At 71.2% G+C, this 18,047-nt stretch carries 13 protein-coding genes; all 13 read left to right on the top strand.

Annotation, left to right across the window (positions count from 1 at the left end; translation table 11 throughout):
• Positions 1–26: 26 nt before the first annotated feature.
• Complete coding sequence (locus JNW91_RS07595) at positions 27–1,007, top strand: asparagine synthetase A (RefSeq protein WP_238424122.1); 981 nt, start codon at positions 27–29, stop codon at positions 1,005–1,007.
• Positions 1,004–2,287, top strand: coding sequence for a glutamate synthase-related protein (locus tag JNW91_RS07590; protein WP_203174192.1), 1,284 nt, complete (start codon positions 1,004–1,006; stop codon positions 2,285–2,287). Before JNW91_RS07595 ends, JNW91_RS07590 begins: the two co-directional genes overlap by 4 nt.
• Positions 2,288–2,346: 59 nt before the next feature.
• A complete protein-coding gene (locus JNW91_RS07585; RefSeq protein WP_203174191.1) occupies positions 2,347–3,423 on the top strand; it encodes a thioesterase domain-containing protein in 1,077 nt (358 codons plus the stop codon).
• Positions 3,420–4,217 (top strand): FkbM family methyltransferase, encoded by a 798-nt coding sequence (locus JNW91_RS07580; protein WP_203174190.1) that lies wholly within the window; start codon positions 3,420–3,422, stop codon positions 4,215–4,217. Before JNW91_RS07585 ends, JNW91_RS07580 begins: the two co-directional genes overlap by 4 nt.
• Positions 4,214–5,062, top strand: a complete 849-nt coding sequence (locus JNW91_RS07575) for a thioesterase II family protein (RefSeq protein ID WP_203174189.1) — start codon at positions 4,214–4,216, stop codon at positions 5,060–5,062. The genes JNW91_RS07580 and JNW91_RS07575 overlap by 4 nt, the downstream gene beginning before the upstream one ends.
• Complete coding sequence (locus JNW91_RS07570) at positions 5,002–5,997, top strand: ornithine cyclodeaminase family protein (RefSeq protein WP_203174188.1); 996 nt, start codon at positions 5,002–5,004, stop codon at positions 5,995–5,997. Before JNW91_RS07575 ends, JNW91_RS07570 begins: the two co-directional genes overlap by 61 nt.
• Positions 5,994–6,914, top strand: a complete 921-nt coding sequence (locus JNW91_RS07565; RefSeq protein ID WP_203174187.1) for an MBL fold metallo-hydrolase — start codon at positions 5,994–5,996, stop codon at positions 6,912–6,914. The genes JNW91_RS07570 and JNW91_RS07565 overlap by 4 nt, the downstream gene beginning before the upstream one ends.
• 46 nt (positions 6,915–6,960) lie before the next feature.
• Positions 6,961–8,856, top strand: a complete 1,896-nt coding sequence (locus tag JNW91_RS07560) for an FAD/NAD(P)-binding protein (RefSeq protein WP_203174186.1) — start codon at positions 6,961–6,963, stop codon at positions 8,854–8,856.
• Positions 8,857–8,896: 40 nt separating this feature from the next.
• Positions 8,897–10,006 (top strand): AMP-binding protein, encoded by a 1,110-nt coding sequence (locus tag JNW91_RS07555; RefSeq protein ID WP_203174185.1) that lies wholly within the window; start codon positions 8,897–8,899, stop codon positions 10,004–10,006.
• Positions 10,006–10,233: a hypothetical protein gene (locus JNW91_RS07550; RefSeq protein ID WP_203174184.1), complete on the top strand. Its 228-nt coding sequence runs from the start codon at positions 10,006–10,008 to the stop codon at positions 10,231–10,233. Before JNW91_RS07555 ends, JNW91_RS07550 begins: the two co-directional genes overlap by 1 nt.
• Positions 10,176–11,030: an AMP-binding protein gene (locus JNW91_RS07545; RefSeq protein WP_203174183.1), complete on the top strand. Its 855-nt coding sequence runs from the start codon at positions 10,176–10,178 to the stop codon at positions 11,028–11,030. The genes JNW91_RS07550 and JNW91_RS07545 overlap by 58 nt, the downstream gene beginning before the upstream one ends.
• A gap of 31 nt (positions 11,031–11,061) precedes the next feature.
• Positions 11,062–12,048, top strand: coding sequence for a TauD/TfdA family dioxygenase (locus JNW91_RS07540; protein ID WP_309244276.1), 987 nt, complete (start codon positions 11,062–11,064; stop codon positions 12,046–12,048).
• Positions 12,049–12,261: 213 nt separating this feature from the next.
• Entirely contained in the window at positions 12,262–17,901 is a 5,640-nt protein-coding gene (locus JNW91_RS07535) for a non-ribosomal peptide synthetase (RefSeq protein ID WP_203174182.1), read from the top strand.
• The last annotated feature ends 146 nt before the right edge of the window (positions 17,902–18,047 follow it).

The raw sequence follows: 18,047 nt of genomic DNA, 5'->3' as shown, positions 1-18,047 counted from the left end.
CGCGAACCCAGATGAGGGGCGACTGCATGACCGACCTGCCGCACAGTCCACGCGAGCACCTGCGACGGCCCGAGACGAGGGCGGCCCTGGCGATCCAGAACCAGATCCTCGTGGCGACCCGCGAGTATCTCGCCGAGCGCGACTTCACGGAGCTCCTGCCGCCGGTCATCGGTCCGGTGACCGACCCCGGCAGCCGTGGAGCGAAGCAGGTCGACATCGACTACTACGGCCACCGCTACAAGCTGATGACCAGCGTCATCCTCTACAAGCAGGCCGCGCTGCTGACCTTCGACAAGATCTTCTACATCGCCCCGAACATCCGCCTGGAGCCGCCGGAGACCTTCTCCACGCATCGTCACCTGACCGAGTTCCACCAGATCGACGTGGAGATCGCCGGCGCCTCGCGGGACGACGCGATGGCCGTCGCCGAGGGCATCACCCGACACGCCGTACGCCGGGTCGTCGACCGGGCCGGTGCGGAGCTGGCGGCACTCGGGCGCAGCCCCGACGCCTTCTTCGACCTGGTGGCCGCCCCGTTCGACCGGGTCGCCCACGCCACCGCCGTAGCCGACCTGCACGGGTTCGGCGTGCCGCAGAGCCCGGACGCCGAACTCAACTGGGAGGCGGAGAAGCAGCTCTCCCGGAAAGCGAGCCGGCCGTTCTTCGTGACCGACTACCCCAAGGGCTCGCGCGGCTTCTACGACCGCGAGGATCCGACCATCCCGGGCCGGCTGCGCAACTTCGACCTGCTCGCACCGGAAGGCTTCGGGGAACTGGCCAGCGGCGGCGAGCGCGAGTTCGAGTACCCGCGGTTGGTGGCACGGATGCGCGAGACGGGGGAGAACCCGGCCAAGTACGCCTGGTACCTGGACATGGCCAGACACGGCATTCCCGGCAGCGCCGGCTTCGGTCTCGGCGCCGAACGGCTGACCCGCTACATCGCCGGCCTCGACTCGATCTGGCAGGCCACCGCCTACCCCAAGCTGCCCGGCGTGGTGTCACCGTGACGCTGCGGGCACCCGGATTTCCCGAGGCGCGGGTCCGGGAGCGGGCACGCAGCGGAACGGGCGCGGTGTTCCCCGCGCAGGAGGAGTACGGCAACACCCTGTTCGGCGCGGGCCCCACGGTTGCCGACACCGGGGACGACCTGGAGCACCTGCGCCTCGTGCCGCCGGTGTTCGTTCCCTACCGGTTGGAGAAGCTGCTCGAGTTGGCCCGCGAACCGACCCATGCCGACGTCGGGCTGGACACCGACATCGGCGGGCTGCGCTCGACGCTGCCCGTGTACGTGTCGGCCTTCGGCTCGACAGCGGCGGCCGCCGACACCGATCTCGGTACCGCGGTGAGCCGTCAGGCCGGCCGGCTGGGCATTCCGATGGTGGTCGGCGAGAACATCGTGCCGGTCAACGGCTACCGGCCGACGGTCCGGCGGGGCGACAGCCTGCTGCGCCGGATCCGCGCCTACGCCGACGCGGCACCGGCAGGCACGGGCGGGGTCGTGGTGCAGCAGAGCACCGAGGACGCCGACACCGAGGTCTGGAACCTGGCGTACAGCGACCCGTCGGTCCAGCCGTTGATCGACTCGGGTCGGCTCGCCTTCGAACTGAAGGTCGGCCAGGGGGCCAAGCCGGGCCTGGGCGGGATGACCATGATCGGGCGCGGCGAGGCCGAGCGGCTGGCCGGGCAGTACACGGTCGTGGATCTTCCGGGTGCTGACGGAGTGCTGCGCTGCGGTACGCCCGGCACGTTCACCGAGGAGATCCTGCGGCAGCAGGTCCGGCTGATGCGGAACAACTTTCCGCGTGCCCGGACCTGGGTCAAGCTGCCGCCGGGGCGTGACGTGGGCCTGGCCGCCGCGACGGCCTGGCGGGCCGGGGCTGACGCGGTGACCGTCGACGGTGCGGCGGGCGGCACCGGGTGGGCACCGCGGGCGTTCCTCGACCATGTCGGTCTGCCGCTGGGCGAGTGCCTGCGACGGATCGAGCCGTACCCGAACTGCCTGCTGGTCAGCAGCCAGATGTGGGAGGGCGTCCGTGCGGTCAAGTGCCTGGCACTCGGCGCCCGGGCCGTGGGCCTCGGCCGGGCCGCGCTGCTGGCCGTCGACGAGGCACCGGAGACCGGCCTGGCGAACCTGGTCGACTGCCTGGCGCTGGAGATGCGGTTGCTGATCAGCGCACTCGGCAAGTATCGCGCCGACCAGCTCGGCGATGAGGACCTGTGGTCGTGCGCCGAGGACAGGTCGTCCGCCGGACTGCCACGCGCCGACCGCGAGCCGGTCGCCTATTGACCCGGCGACGGAGGCCGCGGCGATCTCCACCGTCATCGAGTGATCGGAGTGAACAGAGCGTGTCGGGCGAACGAGCAACAACAGCGGACAGAGGGTGCCGCGAGATCGAGCGGGAACTCTGTGACATCTGGGCGGCCGTCCTCGGCGTCGGGGTGCAGCCGCACGACGACTTCTTCGACTCGGGCGGGAACTCGCTCAAGGTGGTCGACGTCGTCATCGCGGCACGACGGCGCGGCATCTTCGTACGCAGCTCGGCGGTGTTCCGCAACCCCACGCCGGCCCGGCTGGCCGAGCGACTCACGGTGGGCGGCATCGAGGCCCCGGGTCCCGCGACCGACAGTGCGGTGCCGGCGGTCCTGACGACATCCTCTGTCACGCCGGGAAGCGGCGGGCGGACGGTGGCCCCGCTCGTCGCCGAGGGCGCCGACGATCCGCTGTTCCTCGTGCTCTCCGAGCAGTTCTCCGACGTCGAACGCGAGGCCGCGCGCGGCTGGGAGATCGGGCGCCCGGTCTACACCGTGTCCCTGGAGGACGATCCGGGCGCCGACGCCGGGGCCGCGGGCGTTCCCGAGCTGGCCGGACGCTTCCTCGACGAGATTCGGGAGGTCCAGCCGACGGGCCCGTACCACCTGGCCGGTGTCGGCACCGGCGCGGTGCTCGCCTTCGACCTGGCGCGGCAGTTGCGCGAGCGGGACCAGGAGGTGGCCCGGCTGGTGCTGATCAAGCCGGCCGCACTACCGGGCGAGCCGGTCGACTTCGACCTCGCGATGCGCCGCCGCCTGGCCTCGGTGGCCGCGCGGTTCGGGCTCGGCGGCGGGGAGAGCGCGCAGCGGGTGCTCACGCTGCTGCGCGAGGAGGGCTGGTACGGCTCCGGCACCGAGGTGGCCGACCTGGCGCGGTTGCAGCGGGTGGCCGCGGGGCTCACCTGGGCGGTGAGCCGTTACCGGCCGAAGAGGTGCGACGTGGATGTCGTCCTGTTGCAGGACGAGAGGGACGCCGACTCCGCCGCGCGGGTCTGGGGCCAGGTGGCCGCGGACTGTCGAGCGCACTGGTTCGACTACGGCCTCGAGTGGTTCGGGCCGTTGCTCACCGACCCGAGGGTGGCCGATGTCATGAAGCTGGAGCTCACCACGTGACACGTACGCAGCGGCTGCCGAACGGTCTGGTCGTGCGGGGCATCAACCGCAACGAGACCGAGTACCTGTACAAGGAGATCTTCGAGGACCTGGGCTACCTGCCGCCCGACGGAGTGTCTCTCCCGGACCACCCGGTGATCATCGACGTCGGCGCCAACATCGGAATGTTCACGCTGTTCGCCGCGCAGCGCTGGCCGACCGCACGGATCTTCTCCTTCGAGCCCATTCCCGACGTGTTCCAGGCGCTGTCCGAGAACGTCGCGGACCTGCCGAACGTCACGGCCGTCAACCGGGCCGTCGGATCGGTCGCGGAGAAGCGGGAACTGACCTTCTACCCCCACTACTCGATGATGTCCGGATTCGACGCGGACCCGGCCGAGGACAAGGAACTCGTCCAGTCCTACATTCGCAACGTGGCGGCCGGCCTCGACGACGCGGAGCGTCGCGAGGTGTTCGTCGAGGAGGCGGAGGAAATCCTCTCCGGTCGCTTCGAGGAGATCCGGAAAGTCCCGTGCGAGGTGGTGCGGCTCGACGAGACGGTGAAGAGCCTCGGCATCGACCGCATCGACTTTCTGAAAGTCGACGTCGAGGGCTTCGAGATCGAGGTGCTGGGCGGCATCGGCGACGAGCTGTGGCCGAACATCGGCGTGGCGGCCGTCGAAGTCGAGGGCGAGGGCCGGCTGGCCGCGGCCATCGACCTGATGACCGGCCACGGTATGCGGACCACGGTGGAGCAGCCCGGGGAGTACCGCGACACCGACGTGTTCACCCTGTTCGCGCGTAGGCCCGCATGAGGGGAGCGCTGGTCAACCGGAAGTGGGTCGTGCGGCCGCGCCCGGTGCCGGACCCGGACGTGCGGGTGATCTGCTTTCCGCACGTCGGGGCCGGGGCGTCGGTCTACAACGAGTGGGCGGAGCGGCTTCCGGCCGGTGCCGAACTCTGCGCCGTCCGGTATCCCGCTCGGGAGAACCGGCTGGACGAACCGCCGATCGAGAAGATGTCGACACTGCTGGGGACGCTGGAGAACGTCCTGGCGCCGGTGACGCAGGGACGGTTCGTGCTGTTCGGGCACTGCTCCGGCAGCCTGGTGGCGTTCGAGCTCGCCCGGTGGCTGCGCGCGCGGGGTCGGCCGGCGCCGGAGCTGCTGGTCGTCTCCTCGATCGAGGCGCCGGCCGTACGCCTCGTCGAGCAGCCGCTTCATCTGCTGCCCCGGCGCGATCTCTTCGCCCGGGTGGCGGGGTTCGGGGGCGTGCCGCCGGAGGTTCTCGGCGACCCCGACCTGATGGAGATGTTCGAGCCGGTGCTGCGGGCCGACTACCAGGTGGTCGAGGCGGCGGCGTACGTCCCGAGCCGCCGCTCGACGTCCCGATCGTCGTCGTCGGCGGCCTGCACGACGGTTTCGTCAGTTACGAGTCCATGGCGGCCTGGCGCTGGGAGACCACCGGACCGTTCGCGCTGCACATGTATCCGACCAGCCATTTTGTGCTGGACGAGGCATCCGAACTGGTTGCGGCACTGCTGCGGGACCCGCCGGCGGCGCGCCGCGCCTGACGTGCGCACGATCTTCAGGGAGACGACATGGCAATCATTCTCACCGATGCGGACGTCCGACGGGCGACCGACGCCCGGGGTGCGCTGAACGCCCTGGACCAGGCGTATCGAGACGACCACGCCGGCAACACGGCGATCACGGAGCGGGTCAACCTCCGCTTCGAACGCGGCTGGCTACGACTCATGGCGGCGGCGCTGCCGAGCGTCGGCGTGGTCGGCTACAAGGCGTTCCATCTGGTCGGAAGCGCCGTCCGGTTCCAGGTGAACCTCTTCGACATCACGACCGGTGAGTTCCTGGCCGCCGTGGACGGCAACCATCTCACCGTCCTGCGGACCGCCTCCACCGCCTGCCTGGCCGCCGCCAAACTGGCGCCCACCGCCAGGAAGGTCGGCATCATCGGCTCCGGCGCGGAGGCCCGCATGCAGGCGATCGTCATCAGTCAGCTGCTGGACCTCGATCGGGTCGTCGTGCACAGCCCGCGCAGGGAGCGGCGCGAACAATTCGCCAGGGACCTGTCGGAGCGTCTCGGGGTGGACATCGAACCGGTCGCGGACGGCAGAACCGCGGCCGAGAACGCTGATCTGATCCTGGTGGCGACCAACACCGGGGGCACCGGGCCGGCCTTCTACGCGGACTGGATCCCCGAGACCGTCCACCTCAGCTCGACCGGTTCGACCCTGCCCGAGGAACGCGAGCTCGACTCCGAGGTGTGGCGCGTGCCCGACCTCGTCGTGGTGGACCGGATGCAGGCGCTGGAGGAGTCCGGGGACGCCATCACCGCCATCAGGGCCGGCACCCTGGACGCCAGCCGGGTGACGACGCTCGCCGAACTGTGCGGCCGCCCCGCCGACGCCTCCCGCCCGCGCCGCACGCTGTTCAAGTCCGTGGGCTCACCCTTGCAGGACGTGGCGGTGGCCGCGTACGCCTACCGCAGCGCCCAGGAGCGGGGCCTGGGCACCGCGCTGGCTGACTTCCCGTCCGTGAAGGGCAGCGTTCCGGTCCTGGTCGGGGGTCGGAAGTGAGCCGCGGCGGCACGCCGGAGACGGTCGAGATCAGCGAGGGCGTCTTCGTCCACGTCCAGCCCGACGGCAGCTGGTTCTTGAACAATCCCGCCTTTCTGACCTGTCGACGGGGCGTCATCAGCATCGACACCTGCGCCACGGAGCGCCGGACGCGCGCCTACCTGGCCGCGATCGCGGCGGTGACCCGTGAGCCTGTCCGTACCTTGGTGAACACCCATCACCACGCCGACCACACCTTCGGCAACCACCTCATGCCCGGTGCCACGATCGTCGGGCACGAGCAGACCAGGGCAGAGGTGATCGCCTTCGGCCGGCCGCACAACCGGGGCGTGTGGGACGAGATCGAGTTCGGCGAGTTCGAGTTGGCCCCGCCCTTCCTCACCTACGCGGACACGGTCACGCTCTGGGCCGACGACCTGCGGTGCGAGGTACGACATGTGGGCGGCCCGGCGCACACCACCAACGACTCGATCGTGCATCTGGTGGACCGCTCCGTGCTGTTCGCCGGTGACCTGCTGTTCAAGGGCGGCACGCCGTTCGTGCTGATGGGCTCGATCAGCGGCGCCGTCGAGGTGTTGGAGAAGGTGGTGCGACCGCTGGAGGCGCAGACCGTCGTTCCCGGCCACGGCCCGGTCTGCGGGCCCGAGGTGATCGACGAGACACTTCGCTACCTGCGCCGTGTACAGGATCTCGCCCGCGAGGCCAAGGCCGCCGGACTGAGCCCGCTGGAGGCCGCCCTCGAGTGCGACCTCGGTGAATACCACGACTATCTGGACGCCGAGCGGATCGTCGGCAACCTGCACCGTGCGTACGCGGAGCTGGACGGCGTACCGCCCGGCGCCAGGATCGACTTCGCCGCCGCCTACCGGGACATGATCGCCTACAACGGCGGCAAGCCGCTCACCTGCCATGCCTGACCAGACAGCACGCGGTATCTCTCTGCACTGGGACGGAGGAAGTTCCGTGACACGACCCTGGCGGACAGCCGTCGTCGGCGGCGGGCCTCGCGGGCTGGCCGTGATCGAGCGCCTGGCGGCCCGGCTCGCTGAGCAGCCCGGTGGCCCACCGGTGGAACTGCACCTGATCGATGCAGTGGAGGTGGGCTGCGGCCGGATCTACCGCACCGACCAGCCGGAGTGGCTGTTGATGAACACCCCGATCGGCCTCATCTCCGCGTTCTCGGGGGCGGCGGACAGCCGGCCGGCCCGGGCCGGAGCGGGCCCCACCTTCGCCCAGTGGTGGTCCGCCCGCGATCCCGGCTACCCGGGGGCCGACGGGTACGCGCCACGGGGGACGTACGGCCGTTACCTGCGCTTCGCGTTGGACGCGATCGAGGCGAACCTGCCGGCGCACGTCCGGCTCATCCGTTCGCGTGCCACGGTGACCGACCTCGAACCACGTGGCGGTGGCTACCGGCTGACCCTGGCCGGTGGGGACCGACTGGACGCCGACCGGGTGGTCCTGACCACCGGGCACGCCGGCCCGCCGCCGCTGGAACGGGCCGAGCGGGAGTTCGTCGACTTCGCCGCGGGCCGCCCCGGCCTGAGCTGGATCCGGGGCGACTCCCCGGCCGAGATGTCCCTCGACGGCATTCCGGCCGGCGCGTCCGTGGGCGCGTTGGGTCTCGGCTTGACCTTCTACGACGTCATGGTCGCCCTCACCGTCGGACGGGGCGGCACGTTCACCGAGGGCAGGGACGGCGAACTGGCGTACCGGGCCAGCGGGGCCGAACCCGTCCTGCTGGTCGGCTCGCGCAGTGGGCTGCCGCTGCTGGCCAAGGGCGACAACCATCGGCCTCCCGGGTACTCCTTCAAACCGGTTCTGTTCACCCCGCAGCGGGTCCGCCGCCGGGCGAAGGGTCCGCTGCTCGACTTCACGACCGATGTGCTGCCCTGGCTGACGGCCGAGGTCGACCTCGTCTACTACGCGACCGCGCTGCGCCGTTCGCGCGGGCCGGGCGGCGCCGAGGCGTTCGTCGAGGAGGTGACCCACGCCGACGACACCGAGCCGCCGGACGTCCGCGCGGCCGCCGCCCGCCACGGCGTCGCCGACCTGGCACCGATCGACCTGGAAGCGCTGGCCCGTCCGTTCGCCGGGCGCACCTTCGGCGCCCCCGAGGAGTTCGACCGGGCGCTCACCACGCTGCTGCTCGACAGCGTGCGGGAGGCCGAGCGCGGCAACATCGACTCGCCCCTGATGGCCGCGCTCGACGTCGTCCGGGACACCCGGTGGGTGATGCGCGAGTGCGTGGACTTCGGCGGGCTGCATCCGGCCTCGCACCGTGACGCGTTCCTCGGCGCGTTCGTGCCGGTCAGTTCGCTCCTGGTCGCCGGGCCGCCGCCGGTCAGGCTGCGGCAGGCGCTGGCGTTGATGGCATCCGGTCTGCTGCGGGTGGTCGGGCCGCAGGTGCGGATCGCCGCCGCTGCGGACCTCGGCCGGTTCGTCATCTCCTCACCCCGGGTGGTGGGGTCGGCGACGCCGGTCGACCACGTGATCGACGCGCGCGTTCCCGTGCCCGACCTTGCCCGTGACCCGGCCGAGCTGACCCGGAAGCTGCGGGCACGCGGGCTGTGGACCGAGTTCGTCAACCAGGACGCCGAGGTGGCCTTCGGTACCGGCGGGGTGGCCGTCACCCGGGCGCCGTTCCACCCGGTCACCCGCTCGGGGCTGCCCGACACCGGCCTGTACGTCCTCGGCGTGCCCACCGAGAACACCCGCTGGTTCACCCAGGTCGGCTTCGGTCGGCCCGGGCCGTGGGGCGACTTCGTACGGGACGCCGACGCGATCGCGTCCCACGTGCTGTCCGGCGTCCGGCAGGGCGAGGAACTCCCGGCGCTCGCGACCGGCGACCTCCAGTAACGAGTACGTCCTGCGCGTGCGACCACGAGGAGAGACCGCATTGTCCGTCACACTGACCTTGCCCCACGCCTGGCAGCCCAGGGACGGCGCTGGCGAGCCGGTGGAGGCCGTCGTCGAGTACGCGGACCTCGCCGTGCGCCTGGCCGTACTGGCTGCCACCTCGGCGGCGGAGATGGACGAGGTGTTGCTCGCCGCGCACGTCAAGGTGCTCGGCATGGTGACCGAGGACCGGGGGCTGAGCACCGCTGCCGTCCTGGCCGGGCAGGGACGCCCCGTCCACGTCGAGGTCCACCGTGACGCCGAGACCTGGCGGCTGCTGCTCCAGCAGGTCGTCAAGGACGCGCGTTCCGCCGACGGTCGTGCCTCCTCCGCCGGGTGGACCGAGCCGCGCGCCGACCAGGTCCTCTTCGGACCGGCCGGGGAGCACGGCGAGGCGTACGGGCTGCGGGTCGTCCCCGAGGCCGGGCGGCTGCGGCTGAGGGCTCGTGCGGGAGCCGTCGCCCCGGACCGGTTCGCGGCCCTGACCGCGATGTATTGGCTGGTGCTGGAGGCGATGGCCGCCAATCCCGACGGCGACGCGCTGGCGGCCCTACTGCCGCCCGAGGAGCGGCAGCTGGTGCTGCACACCTTGGCGTCCGGCGGCACGGTCGACTACGGCACGGACACGGTCGACGCGCTGATCCACGCCCAGGCCGTACGCACCCCGGACGCGGTGGCCGTCCGCTGCGAGGTGGGCACTCTGACCTTTCGCGAGCTGGACGAGCGCGCCAACCGGATCGCCCACCACCTGGCGCAACGCGGCGCCGAGCCGGACTCCCTGGTCGGTGTCTGCCTACGCCGCGGCCCGGATCTGCTGCCGGCCTTCCTCGGTGTGTGGCGTTGCGGGGCCGGCTACCTGCCGCTCGACCCGGACCTGCCGCCCGAGCGGCTCCGGCTGATGGTCGAGGACGCCGGGTGCCGGCTGGTGATCACGGAATCGGCTCAGCTGCCGCTGCTCGAACCGGTGGCGGGCCTCCAGCGGGTGCTCGTCGACCAGGACCGAGCCGCGATCGCGGCCGAGCCGGCCACGCTGCCGCAGCCGCGGGGCGGGCCGCAGCGGCTCGCCTACGTCATCTACACCTCCGGCTCCACGGCGCGCCCAAGGGGGTGATGGTCGAGCACCGCAACCTGGCCAACTATCTGTTGTGGACGGCTTCCGCCTACGCGGGTCGAGGCAGCGGCGGCTCCGCCGTGTTCTCCTCGATCTCGTTCGACCTGGGCATTCCCAACCTCTTCAGCCCGCTGCTCGCCGGGCAGCCCGTTCACCTGCTGCCGACCCGATGCCGATCGCCGACCTCGGCGAGCAACTGGTCGCCGGCGGGCCGTACAGCTTTCTGAAGATGACCCCGGGCCAGCTGGACCTGCTCAGCCTGGACCTCACCCCGCAGGAGACCCGGGACCTGGCCGGTATCGCGATCGCGGCCGGCGACGCCTTCACCGCCGACCTGGCCGGCCGTTGGATCGAGGCGGCCGGCCCCGGGGGCACCGCCGTGGCGACCGAGTACGGCCCCACCGAGATCACCATCGGAAACGCCGGGTACGTCGTCACCGAGGCGCCGGGCAGCGTGCTGGTGCCGCTCGGCGAGCCGATCCCGAACACCACCATGTACGTGCTTACCGATCGGCTGGAGCCGGTCGCTGTGGGTGTCCCCGGCGAGGTGTACGTCGGCGGCGCGGGTGTCGCCCGCGGCTACCTGAACCAACCGGAGATGACCAGGGAGCGCTTCCTGCCCGACCCGTTCGGCCCGCCCGGTGCGCGCCTGTACAAGACCGGCGACCGGGCCCGCTGGTTGCCGGACGGCTCGCTGGAGTTCCTCGGCCGGGTCGACCACCAGATCAAGATCCGTGGCTTTCGGGTCGAGCCCGGCGAGATCCAGGAACAACTGCGACGCCATCCCGGTGTCGCCGAGGTCGTGGTGATCGCGGTCGGCCCGGACGGTCACGCGCAGAGCCTGGCCGCCTTCGTGCTGCCCGAGGCCGGGGCCGAGCCGGAGGCGGTGGGCCTGCGCGAGTACCTCGACGGCCGTCTGCCCGACTACATGATCCCCGCCCGCTTCGTGACCGTCGACCGCTTCCCGCTGACCACCAACGGCAAGGTCGACGTCCGCGAGTTGCGCGGGCGACTTGAACCCTGACGCACCCGCGTCACCGACGAGAGGCACTGACGTGAACTCAGTTGCAACCGGCACCGTGTCCATCGACGGGGTCAGCCTGGAGATGACCACCGAGGAGCGAACCACCGTCCGCCGGCTTGCCCAGGAACTGGTCCAGAACCCGTGCGGCCTGCTCGACGACCCCGACTGGCTGGCCGAGGCCCGCCGGCTCAGCTGCCGGTTGCCGGTGCGGCTGATCGAGGCGCTGCGAGGGCTGCGGCAGGACGCGGGGGAGTCCGGTCTCCTCTCGATCACCGGACTGCCCGTGGACGAGCACACCCTGCCCGACACTCCGACGGTGAAGGACTCGGTGCAGCGCACGCCAGCGATTCCCTCCGCGGTGGCGATGCTGCTGGGACAGCAACTCGGCGAGGTGGTCGCCTACCGCGACGAGAAGCACGGCGCCCTGGTCCAGGACGTGGTTCCGGTCCGTTCGCTGGCCGGGTCGCAGAGCAACGCCGGCTCCGTTCCGCTGGAACTGCACAACGAGAACGCCTTCCACCCCTACCGCCCCGACCTGGTCGGTCTGCTCTGCCTGCGCGCCGACCGGGACGGGAAGGGCGGCACCCTGGTCGCCTCGATCCGGCAGGCGCTGCCACTGCTCGACGAGACCGAACTCGCGGTGCTCACCAGTCCCCGCTTCGTGACCGCCGCACCGCCCTCCTTCGGTGCGGGCAACGCCACCACGCCCCACCCGGTGCTCTCCGGCAACGTGAAGGATCCGGACATTCGGGTCGACCTCAACGCCACCACGGGGTTGGACGACGAGGCCCGCGCGGCCCTGGACCGGTTGGGAGCCGCGCTCACCAAGGTCTCCTCCGTGCTACCCCTGGCATCCGGCGAGATGGCCTTCCTCGACAACCGCCTGGTGGTGCACGGCCGTACCGACTTCACCCCGCGCTACGACGGCCGTGACCGCTGGCTGCACCGGGTGTACGTGCACTTCGACAGCAGGCGGAGCGCGGCGCACCGCATCGGCCCGGGGCCGGTGCTGATCTGATCGGCCGTCGTCGCGCTCACAGGGTCGAAACGGGGTTTCCCCCGACTCGGCGAACGCAGGCCGTCCCCTCTCCGCAGGCACCGGCTTTCTGCCTCCCAAGGTGCCGCAGCCCGTCGTCAGACGGCTCTAGCGTGGTCAACCTGACGTCTCGACAGCGCCCGCCAGCACGGGCGGACACGCCCAGGCGCCCCGGCGCGAGGAATCGGAGCTCACGTGTTTGCACCCTCGGTCAGGCAGCAAGGCCTGTGGTTTCTGAGCCAGCAGGAAGGCACGTCCCCGACCTACAACGTGCCGACAGTGGTCCGGCTGGAAGGGGAACTGGACCGCGGCGCCCTCCGGCTCGCCCTCGACGACGTCGCCGTCCGCCACGAAACCCTGCGCACGGTCTTCGAGGTCGTCGACGACACTCTCCTTCAGCGGGTCCTCGACCCGGAGGAGAACGGGATGGAACTCCCGGTGACCGAGGTCGCCGAGGCGGAGCTAGCGGAAACGCTGCTCCGGCTCGCCCGGGTGCCGTTCGACCTCGCCGTGGACCGGCCGTTCCGGGCTCACCTGCTCGCCCTCGGCGAGCACACGCACGTGCTCCTCCTGCTGATGCATCACATCGCCACCGACGGCGCCTCGCAACGGCCGTTCTTCCGGGATCTCGCCACGGCCTACCAGGCCCGGACCAGGGCCCGGCTCCCGAGCTGGGAGCCGCTGCCGGTGCGGTACAGCGACTACGCCGCCTGGCAGCGTGAGTACCTCGGCGCCCCGACCGAGCCGGAGAGTGAGGCCGCCCGGCAACTGGCCTACTGGCGGGAGGCGCTGGCCGGCCTGCCGGAGGAGGCGCTGATCCGGCCGGACCGCCCACGGCCGGCGGTCGCCTCGCAGCAGGGGGTGGCCCACACCGCCGACTGCTCCCCGCAGGTCCACTCCCGGCTCGTGGAGCTCGCGCGGGAAACCGGCACCACCCTGTTCATGGTGGTCCACGCGGCGACCGCTGTCCTGCTGTCGCGTACCGGGGCCGGCGAGGACGTGCCGATCGGCGTGCCGGTCGAGGGCCGCGCCGACGAGGCGTTGGAGGACCTGGTCGGCTTCTTCGTCAACACTGTCGTGCTGCGCACCAGCACCGAGGGAAATCCCACCTTCCGCGCGCTACTCGACCGGGTCCGTGAAACCGACATCGCCGCCTGGTCCTACCAGGACGTCCCGCTCGACTGGGTCGTCGAGGATCTCAACCCCACGCGCGCCACCGGGCGCAACCCCCTCTTCCAGACGCTGCTGACCCTGGAGGACGCCGGCTCCCGGGTGCTGGAGATGGCCGGTCTCAGCGCTCGCTTCGAGCCGATGCACATCGGCACCGCCAAGTTCGACCTCTCGATCGGCTTCACGCGCCAACGGACCGAGCACGGGCTCCCGGACCGGCTCACAGTCTCGGTCGAGGGCAGCACCGACCTCTACGACGAAGCGACCGTCCGCGCCGCCGCCGACCGTCTGGTGCGGGTGCTGGAGGCGGTGGCGGCCGACCCCGACGTACCGATCCTGGACATCGACCTGCTCGACGAGCGCGAGCGTACGCAGGTGCTGACCGAGTGGGGCGGCACCCTCGCAGCGGACCCCAGCACCACCCTGGTGGAGCTGTTCGCGGCCCAGGCCGGCGGCCGGCCCGACGCGGTCGCCGTGGTGGACGGCGAAACGCGGGTCTCCTACCGCGAGCTGAACGCCCGCGCCAACCGCCTGGCCCGGCTGCTGCGCGCCCGGGGCGCCGGCCCCGAGGACCGGGTCGCGGTGCTGCTCAACCGCTCCGCCGACCTGGCCGCCGCACTGCTGGCCGTCCTGAAGACCGGCGCGGCCTACCTACCGGTGGACCCCACCTACCCGGCCGAACGCATCGCGGTCCTGTTCGAGGAGGCGAGGCCCCGACTGGTGGTCACGGCCGAGGCCGCCGCGGCCGTCCTGCCGGCCGGGTGTGACGCCGCGCCGATCCTGCTCGGTGACGCCACCACCGAAGCGCACCTCGCTGCCCAGGATCCCGCGGACCTCACCGACAGCGAGCTGGTCACGCCCCTGCTCGCCCAGCACCCCGCGTACGTGATCTACACGTCCGGCTCCACCGGGCGACCCAAGGGCGTCAGCGTGACGCACAGCAACGTGGTCGCCCTTCTTCAGGCCACCCGCGAGCGGTTCGCCTTCGGCGCCGGCGACGTGTGGTCCTGGTTCCACTCGTACGCCTTCGACGTCTCGGTCTGGGAGATGTGGGGAGCCTTCGCGCACGGCGGCACCCTCGTCACCGTCGCCTACGAGGTGTCCCGCCAGCCGAAGGACTTCCTGGCGTTGCTGGCCAGGGAGCGGGTCACCGTGATGTGCCAGACCCCGTCGGCCTTCTACCCGCTGATCCAGGAGGATGCCGACACCAATCGCACACTCGCGCTGCGTACCGTGATCTTCGGTGGTGAGGCCCTCGATTTCGCGCAGCTCGGTCCCTGGTACGACCGGCACCCGGAGGATCGGGTGACCCTGGTCAACATGTACGGCATCACCGAGACCACGATCCACACCACCTACCTGGCGCTGGACGCACGTACGGTGGCTGCCTCGGCCGGCCGGAGCCTGGTCGGCCGGCCACTGACCGGCCTGCGGGTGTTCGTCCTGGACAACCGTCTGCGCCCGGTGCCGGTCGGCGTGGTCGGCGAGCTCTACGTGGCGGGACCACAGTTGGCGCGCGGCTACCTGAACCGGCCGGCCCTCACGGCGGAGCGCTTCGTGGCCTGTCCCTTCGCCAGCACAGGCGAACGGATGTACCGCAGCGGCGATCTCGTCCGCTGGACCCCGCAGGGGCAGCTGGACTACGTGGGTCGCGCCGATCAGCAGGTCAAGATCCGTGGCTTCCGCATCGAACTCGGCGAGATCCAGGCCGCGCTGGCCCGGCATCCGGCCGTCGCGCGCAGTGCCACCATCGTCCGCAGGGACACACCGGGCGACGCGCGTCTGGTCGCCTACGTCGTGGGCGGCGAAGGCGGGGTGTCGCCGAGCGACGTGCGCCACGACCTGCAACGCCAGTTGCCCCACTACATGGTGCCGACCGTCGTCGTCGTCGACGACCTGCCGCTCACCGCGAACGGAAAACTCGACCACCGGTCCCTGCCCGCGCCGGGCGTCGCCGGCCGGACGGGCGGCCGATCCCCGGTCTCGACCCGGGAGCAGATCCTCTGCGAGCTGTTCGCCGAGGTACTCGGCCTGCCCTCGGTCGACGCCGACGACGGCTTCTTCGAACTCGGCGGCCACTCGTTGCTGGCCACCCGGCTCGTCAACCGGGTGCGCTCGGTCCTGGGCGTCGAGTTGCACGTGCGGGACGTGTTCGAGCGCCCGACTCCCGCCGATCTGGCCCGCGTGGCCCGGGAGGCCGTCGACCGCCCGGCGCTCGTCCCGATGGGACGTCCGGAACCCGTTCCACTGTCGTTCGCGCAGCAAAGGCTCTGGTTCCTGCAACGCTTCACCGGCCCCAACAGCGCCTTCAACATCCCCTTCGCGGTGCGACTCTCCGGTGACCTGGACCCGGAGGTGCTGCACGCGGCACTGCGGGACGTCCTCGAGCGGCACGAGATCCTTCGGACGATCTACGGCTCCACCAACGGCCAACCCCACCAGATCCTGCTGGCGCACCACACGCAGGCGCCGGCCTTCTGGGAGGTGCGGGACTGCGCTCCGGAGCGACTCGACGAGGAACTCCGGTTGACGGCGAACAGGCCCTTCGACCTGGCGGCCGAGCTGCCGCTGCGTGCTCTGCTGCTGCGCACCGGTGACCGGCAGCATGTGCTCGTACTGGTCGTGCACCACATCGCGGCGGACGGCTGGTCGGTCGATCCGCTCTTCGCCGACCTGGCCACCGCCTTCGCGGCCCGAGCCGCGGGCGAGGCTCCCGACTGGGAGCCACTTCCCGTCCAGTACGCCGACTACACGATCTGGCAGCAGTCCCTGTACGCGCCGGCCGGCCGGGAGCGTGACGACCACCTCGACTACTGGGTCAGGACCCTGCGGGACACACCCCGTCAGCTTCCGATGACCGCCGGGAAGACGCGCCCAGACGACGCCGGCCATCACGGCGCCGTCGTGGACGTCCACATCGACGCCGAGCTGCACTCCCGGCTGGTCACCGTGGCGAGGAACCACCAGGCGACACTGTTCATGGTGCTGCACGCGGCCTTCGCCAGCCTGCTGCATCGCCGGGGAGCGGGCACCGACATCCCCATCGGCATCGCCGTCGCCGGTCGCGACGACGACGCTCTGCGGCACCTCGTCGGCATGTTCGTGAACACTCTCGTCCTACGTGTCGACGCCAGTGGTCAGCCGTCGTTCCGGGAACTGCTCGAACGCGTCCGCGAGGCCGATCTCAACGCCACCGTCCACCAGGACGTGCCCTTCGAGCTGGTGGTCCGTGCGCTGAACCCGCCACGTACCACGGCCCCGAATCCGCTCTTCCAGGTCATGTTCAGCGTCGCCACCAGGCAGTCGGCCGTCGACACCCAGTTCGCCGGCCTGCGGACGGAGGTGACCGTGCTGAACACCTCGGCCCCGACGTTCGACCTCACCCTCAACCTGACCCAGCACCGTACGGCCACCGGGCAACCCGGCGGCGTCACCGGGGGATTGGAGTACGACACCGTCCTGTTCGACCACGACACCGCCCAGGCGATGGTAAAGGAGTTCGTCTCGCTGGTGGCCACGTTCGCGGCCGACCCGGCTCAGCCGATCGGCGACGAGGCCGGCGCCGCGGGGCCGCCAGCGCCCGTGATCGCGGAGATTCCGCCCTCGGCGGCGGCCGGACCCGCCGCGGATCCGCACCCCCTGTCCGGCAGTACCGAGGCGGCGACCCGGTACACGAAGGCGGTCGGGGAGCTCTTCGCCGCGACCCTCGACGTTCCCGCCGTGGGCTCGGACGAGAACTTCTTCGACCTCGGCGGCCACTCACTGCTGGCCGCTCAACTCGTCGAGAACATCCGGTCCTCCCTCGGCGTGGAGGTGACCCTGCGGGACCTGTTCCGCGCCCCCACCGTCGACGAGCTGATCAAGCGGACCCGGATGGCCGAACGAGAGGCGAACCCGATCCTGCTGCCCCTGCGGGCCACCGGGGACCGGCCGCCGCTGTTCTTCGTCCATCCCGCGATGGGCCTCAGCTGGTGCTACGCACGTTTCCTGCCGCACCTGCCGCCCGACCGGCCGGTGTACGGCCTGCAGGCCAGCGGGGAGCCGCCACGACCAGCCACCGTCGACGCGATGGCCGACACCTACCTCGCCGAGATTCGCAAGGTGCAACCTGACGGCCCCTACCACCTGGTGGGCTGGTCCTTCGGGGGGCTGGTCGCGCACACGATCGCCGCCCGTCTACAGCAGGACGGCGAGCAGGTGGCGGTACTGGCGCTTCTCGACTCCTATCCGGCGTCGGCCGACGCGGAACCCCCCGATCTCCGGACGGTCGTCATGTCCATGTTGCACGACCCGTCCGTGCTGCGACGTGGGCATCAGCTCCGCGACACCGACGACGCGGTGCGACTCCTGCGCACCCAGGATCACATCCTCGGTTCGCTCGACGACCGCATGATCCTGACCGCGCTCGCGGCCACCGCGCACCACATTCGACTCGCCAACCGCTTCGTTCCGCATCGGTACGTCGGAGACGTACTCCTCTTCCGCGCGTTGGGCGGCGACGGCGAGTCGCCTCCTGCTCACCGGTGGGCGGACCACGTCGACGGAAACGTGCTGACCCATGCTCTGGAGTGCGGGCACCAGGAGATGACCGATCCCGAGGCCGCCGCCGAGATCGGTGCTCTCATCACTCGGGCACTGCTCGAACCCGGAGCCGTGGTGCGGTGAACCATGAAGCTCGCCCACACTCCTGGCGACGCCGCGGGTCATCGGCGGCCGCTGCGCAGCACCGCGCGTGGGTCCCGGCTTTCGTTGGCGTGTCGGCGTTCGTGGCGGTGGTGAGTTCGTCCAGCGCCGGAACGAAAAGCTGACCG

It is taken from the genome of Micromonospora parastrephiae, assembly GCF_016802865.1.
In the GTDB taxonomy this organism is placed as follows: domain Bacteria; phylum Actinomycetota; class Actinomycetes; order Mycobacteriales; family Micromonosporaceae; genus Micromonospora; species Micromonospora parastrephiae.
Note: the sequence above shows the minus strand (reverse complement) of the source record. Positions and strands in the feature narration are given on the sequence as shown.